Annotated in this window: 5 protein-coding genes, 1 tRNA gene and 1 pseudogene; 4 read left to right on the forward strand and 3 right to left on the reverse strand. The window is 70.4% G+C overall.

Features of this window, described 5'->3' with window-relative positions; genetic code table 11:
- The 3 genes and pseudogenes from QM624_RS17505 to QM624_RS17515 form a co-directional block, all read right to left on the reverse strand.
- Positions 1-203: pseudogene (locus QM624_RS17505) on the reverse strand (hypothetical protein); the annotation flags it as partial.
- A gap of 127 nt (positions 204-330) precedes the next feature.
- Positions 331-669 carry an FmdB family zinc ribbon protein gene (locus tag QM624_RS17510; protein WP_415094187.1) on the reverse strand — a complete coding sequence of 113 codons (339 nt, stop codon included), beginning with the start codon at positions 667-669 and terminating at the stop codon, positions 331-333.
- A 99-nt stretch (positions 670-768) separates the two neighbouring features.
- Positions 769-1,401, reverse strand: a complete 633-nt coding sequence (locus tag QM624_RS17515) for a 5-formyltetrahydrofolate cyclo-ligase (protein WP_415094189.1) — start codon at positions 1,399-1,401, stop codon at positions 769-771.
- An 18-nt stretch (positions 1,402-1,419) separates the two neighbouring features.
- On the opposite strand from QM624_RS17515, the gene glp reads away from it, so the two are divergent.
- The 4 genes from glp to QM624_RS17535 all read left to right on the forward strand — a co-directional run bounded on the left by glp (position 1,420) and on the right by QM624_RS17535 (position 4,290).
- On the forward strand, positions 1,420-2,715 hold the full coding sequence (gene glp, locus QM624_RS17520; RefSeq protein WP_415094191.1) for a gephyrin-like molybdotransferase Glp: 1,296 nt from the start codon (positions 1,420-1,422) through the stop codon (positions 2,713-2,715).
- Positions 2,712-3,329, forward strand: coding sequence for a GNAT family N-acetyltransferase (locus tag QM624_RS17525; protein WP_415094193.1), 618 nt, complete (start codon positions 2,712-2,714; stop codon positions 3,327-3,329). The genes glp and QM624_RS17525 overlap by 4 nt, the downstream gene beginning before the upstream one ends.
- Before the next feature lie 83 nt (positions 3,330-3,412).
- On the forward strand, positions 3,413-4,150 hold the full coding sequence (locus QM624_RS17530) for a hypothetical protein (protein ID WP_415094195.1): 738 nt from the start codon (positions 3,413-3,415) through the stop codon (positions 4,148-4,150).
- 67 nt (positions 4,151-4,217) lie between these two features.
- Positions 4,218-4,290 (forward strand) — tRNA-Ala (locus QM624_RS17535).
- Positions 4,291-4,392: the final 102 nt, after the last annotated feature.

A 4,392-nucleotide genomic window follows, 5' to 3' on the forward strand; every position in this document is an offset into this window, starting at 1 on the left:
ATCTGTCGCAGGCTGACGTCGTCGGCGGTGACGGTCTGTCCGCCCTGCAATGCGCGGCTGGCCACCAGCGCCGTCGTGGTGGCCGGCCCGGGTGGCCGCAGCACGCTCAGGGCCGCCCACGCCGCCAGGCCGGCCAGCAGTGCGGCGCACACCCGTCGGTACCGGCGCACCACGCGCCGCACCCGTGTTCGGAAGGTCTTCACGTCCACAGTGGACGCCCAAGCCGCCGAAAATGGTCAAAATCGCGGTGACAAGGGACGACGCGACGTCCCATCGACTAGTGCCGGTCGACGAAGGAACCCGGAGGACGTCCGTCGGGGCAGCGCTGGATCAGGCGGCGGGTGCTCCGCTGCTGGATGAGCTGCTGGTCGTGGCCGGCAACTTGGCGCCGCTCGACGTGCTGCCCGAGGACTTGCTGTCGCCGCCCTTGGCCTCGCTCGGCTTGCTGTCGGTCTTGGTGGAACTCGACGACGTGCTGCTCGTCTTCTTCGCGGCCCGGCTGTCGGTCGCGTAGAACCCGGAACCCTTGAACACCACACCCACAGCGCTGAACACCTTGCGCAGCGTGCCCTCACAGGTGGGGCACCGGGTGAGCGGGTCGTCGGTGAACTTCTGCACGACCTCCAGCTCCGACGAGCAGTCCTGGCAACGGTATTGATAGGTGGGCATCGGCAAACTTCCAGAGATGACGGCAGGCGAACCGAGGGCATTCTAATGCCCCGCAGGCGGGATCGGTTCCGTCCCAGCCAACGCCCCGGGACGGCACCGCTATTCCCGGGCCGCCCGCAGCACCCTGGTCTCGGTGACGATCGCTCCGATCGGCTGGTCGAACGGTTCGACCGGCAGGGTGGGCAGCACCTCCGAGTCCCGCAGCAGTACCGCGATCAGCGCCTCCGGTGCGGCGAAGGGAAGGGCCCGGTCGTACCAGCCGCCGCCGGTGCCGAGCCGATCGCCGGACACGGTGGCGGCCAGACCCGCGCACCACACCAGGGTCGCGGCCGCCAGGCCCTCCGTGCCCAGGCCCGGCCCGACCGGCTCCGGAATGGAGGCGTATCCGAGCCGCAGCCGGTCCCGTCCGGCGTACCGCGCCCAATCCGGGTCGCGTCGCACCGAGCCGTCGGGGCGGCGTCCGAGCAGGGGAAGCAGGACGGTGCGACCCTCCGCGTACAGCGCGTCGATCAGCGGCCAGGTGTCCGGCTCGTCGCCGGCCGAAGCGTAGAGCGCGATGACGCGGTGCCCGGCACAGAGTTCCAGGGCCGACGCCGTCCGGGCACTGCTGGCGGAGGCGGACTCGGGGACGGCCCGGGCTGCCCGGATCCGGGTGCGCAATGCCGCTTTCGCCGCCCGCAATGTGTCGGTCTCGGTGCCGTCCGGAGGGTTCGACGGGTCGGCCGTGGGCATTGTCCTATGGTAAGTCCCATGGCGCTTTTCGGACGGAAGAAGCAGGCTGCGGCTACGGTCGAGCAGGTGGACGAGACGGCGTCCGATCAGGAGGTGCCCGCGTCGTCGGCGTCGATCGGAATGGCCGAGTATCGTGCCGAACTGCTCGCCGCGATCGAACCGTTGCGGCCGATCGGGTTGAGCGTTCTGGACGCCTTCGGCCGCCGGCTCTGCGAAGACATCGTCTCCGACATCGCGCTGCCCACCTTCACCAGTGCGGCGACCGAGGGCTACGCCGTACGTGCCGCCGACGTGGCGTCCGCGACGCCGTCCGATCCGGTCCGGCTGCCGGTGCTCGACACCCTGGACTCGCCCGCCTACCGGGGCGCGCCCCTGCTGGAACGGACGGCGATCCGGGTGGCGCTCGGCGCGCCCGTTCCCGAGGGGGCGGACGCCGTCGTCGCGCTCGACCGGACCGACGGCGGCGAATCCGAGGTGCGGATCGACGCCTCGGTGGCTGTCGGGCAGCATCTGCGGCTCGCCGGCTCTGACATCGCCGACGGCACCCTGCTGCTCGAGCGGGGACGGATCGTCGATGCCGGCGCGGTCGGCCTGCTCGCCGAGGTCGGTCTCGACAAGGTGCTGGTCCGTCAATCGCCGCGGGTGGCGGTGTTGACCATCGGGTCCGACCTGGTGCCGCCCGGCCTGCCGCTGACCTCACGGCTGCATCGCTACGACGCCACCAGCAGCCTGATCGCCGCGGGGGCAAGGGCTGACGGGGCCCAGGTGTTCGCGGCCGGCACGCTGGCCGACGACGCGGCGGTCATTCTCGAGGCGCTCACCGATCAGTTGATCCGCGCCGACCTGATCGTGGTGGTCGGCGGTCTCGACGGCGCACTTCCCGACGTGCTCGCGCGGCTCGGTGAACTGAGGCAGCGGCAGGTCACCGCGCATCCGGGCGGCACCCACGCCTTCGCCGTCGTCGGCGACGATCGGACGCCGGTGATCGCACTGCCCGACGGGGTGTGGCCGGCCTTCGTCGGCTATCACGCCTTCGTCCGCCCGGCGCTCAACCGGCTGCAGGGTGAGCCGAACGAACTGCCGGTCAGCCGTGTGCTGCCGGCCCGGGTGGCGCTGCACGGTCGACGCGGCGCCACCGAACTGATCCCGGCGGTCACCACCGACCGGGGCGTGGAACCGGCCGGCGACCTGGGTGCCGATCTGGCCCGTGACGTGGCCCGGGCGGATGCCCTGATCGTGTTGCCGCCCGGCACCGATCTGGTGCCGGCCAACTCCGATGTCGAGGTCTGGATGCTGACGCCGGCACGCACATGAGCGGTGCCGTCGGCTGGCCGGTGCGGCTGAGTCATGGTCCGGTGACCCTGCGCCCGTGGCGCTTGGCGGACCGGCCCGGCTGGGACGAGTTGCGTCGCCGCAACGCCTCCTGGACGGGGCCGTGGGACGCCACCCGGCCGCGGGATTCGGTCGAATCGCCGTTGACTTTCGCCGGCATGGTGCGGCAGTTCAACCGCCGGGCACGGCAGGGCGCCATGTTGCCGTTCGCGGTGGAGTATCTGCCGCCCGAGCAGCGCCGTCCGGTACTGGCCGGTCAGCTGACCATTTCCGGCATCGCGCACGGTTCAGCCGGGTGGGCCCAAGCGGGGTATTGGGTCGATGAGCGATGGGCCGGACGCGGGATCATTCCGCTGGCGCTCGCGCTGGCCTGCGATCACTGCTTCTTCACGTTGCGGCTGCATCGGATCGAGGTCGCCATCCGGCCCGAGAACGCTCGCAGCCTGCGGGTGGTGGAGAAGTTGGGCTTCCGTTACGAGGGCGTCCGGCAACGCTACATGCATGTGGACGGCGACTGGCGCGACCATGCGATGTTCGCCCTGCATGTGGAGGAGGTCGGGCCGGGGCTGGTCGCCCGATTGGACGATCAGGCCTGATCACCGCGGGATTGCCTACGGTGATGGGCGACACTCCGTCGCTGGTCCGCCGACACGCCGATGGTGCCCCGTAGCGTTCGGGTGTGGGCCTGACGGGAGTGATTTTCGGCGTTATCGCCGCAGCATGGTTGGTCTATCTCGTGCCCTACTTTCTGCGTCGGCAGACTGATCCGGCACTCGACGAGGTCGATCCGGCGGCGCCGTTCTCGGCGACCGTGACGATCGTGCGTCCCGGGGTGTCGCTGGCCGATGCCGAAGAGGGTGCCGCGGTGGTGTCGACCCCGCTGACTCGGCGCGCGGCGCTGTACGAGCTGAGCCAGATCGACCGGCAGGCGGCAACCCGCCGGCGCCGGGTGCTGATGGTGCTGGCACTGGTGCTGTTCGCGGTCAGTGTGCCGGCCGCCCTGGGCCTGCTCGCCTGGTGGATACCGATCGTGCCGGCCGGCCTGCTGCTGCTGTTCCTGGTCGTCGCACGGTTCAGCGTCCGGGCCATGCGGCGCGACCTGGACGCCCGGGCGCGACGCATCCGTGAGGCCAGTGACGAGAAGACGGTCGCGATCGCCGTCCTGTCCGAGGACGAGGACACCGCCGAGGCCTCCGTCGAGCTGACCGCCCCGGTTGCCAAGCCCGGCTCGCTGTGGGATCCGATCCCGATCACCGCGCCGACGTACGTGTCCAAGCCGCTGGCGCCGCGCACCGTCCGCACCATCGACCTGTCCGCGCCCGCGATGATTCCGACCAACGACGTCCCGGTCACCGCCGAGCCGCTACCCAGCCAGATCGAGGACGACGGCGAGGAGCGCCGCGCGGTCGGGGAGTGACGCCGTCCGGGTCGAGATGAACCATCGGCGCAGGGGTGCTAAAGTCGTCCCTGCTCGTTGAGCACCTGGGGCTATGGCGCAGTTGGTAGCGCGTCTCGTTCGCAATGAGAAGGTCAGGGGTTCGAATCCCCTTAGCTCCACCTTGTGATGTCTCGCGACATGTGTCTCATATGTCGCGAGACATTTGTCGTTTTTGGGCCATCGGCCGGGTGTGGTGAGTTGGTTTCGCCCCGCGCGGGTCA

It is taken from the genome of Micropruina sp. (assembly GCF_047606365.1).
GTDB lineage: Bacteria > Actinomycetota > Actinomycetes > Propionibacteriales > Propionibacteriaceae > Micropruina.

Bases quoted from the DNA above. Each gene is read 5' to 3' on its own strand.
- QM624_RS17510 (WP_415094187.1), bottom strand. From the start codon at position 669: ATGCCCACCTATCAATACCGTTGCCAGGACTGCTCGTCGGAGCTGGAG.
- QM624_RS17515 (WP_415094189.1), bottom strand. From the start codon at position 1,401: ATGCCCACGGCCGACCCGTCGAACCCTCCGGACGGCACCGAGACCGAC.
- glp (WP_415094191.1), top strand. From the start codon at position 1,420: ATGGCGCTTTTCGGACGGAAGAAGCAGGCTGCGGCTACGGTCGAGCAG.
- QM624_RS17525 (WP_415094193.1), top strand. From the start codon at position 2,712: ATGAGCGGTGCCGTCGGCTGGCCGGTGCGGCTGAGTCATGGTCCGGTG.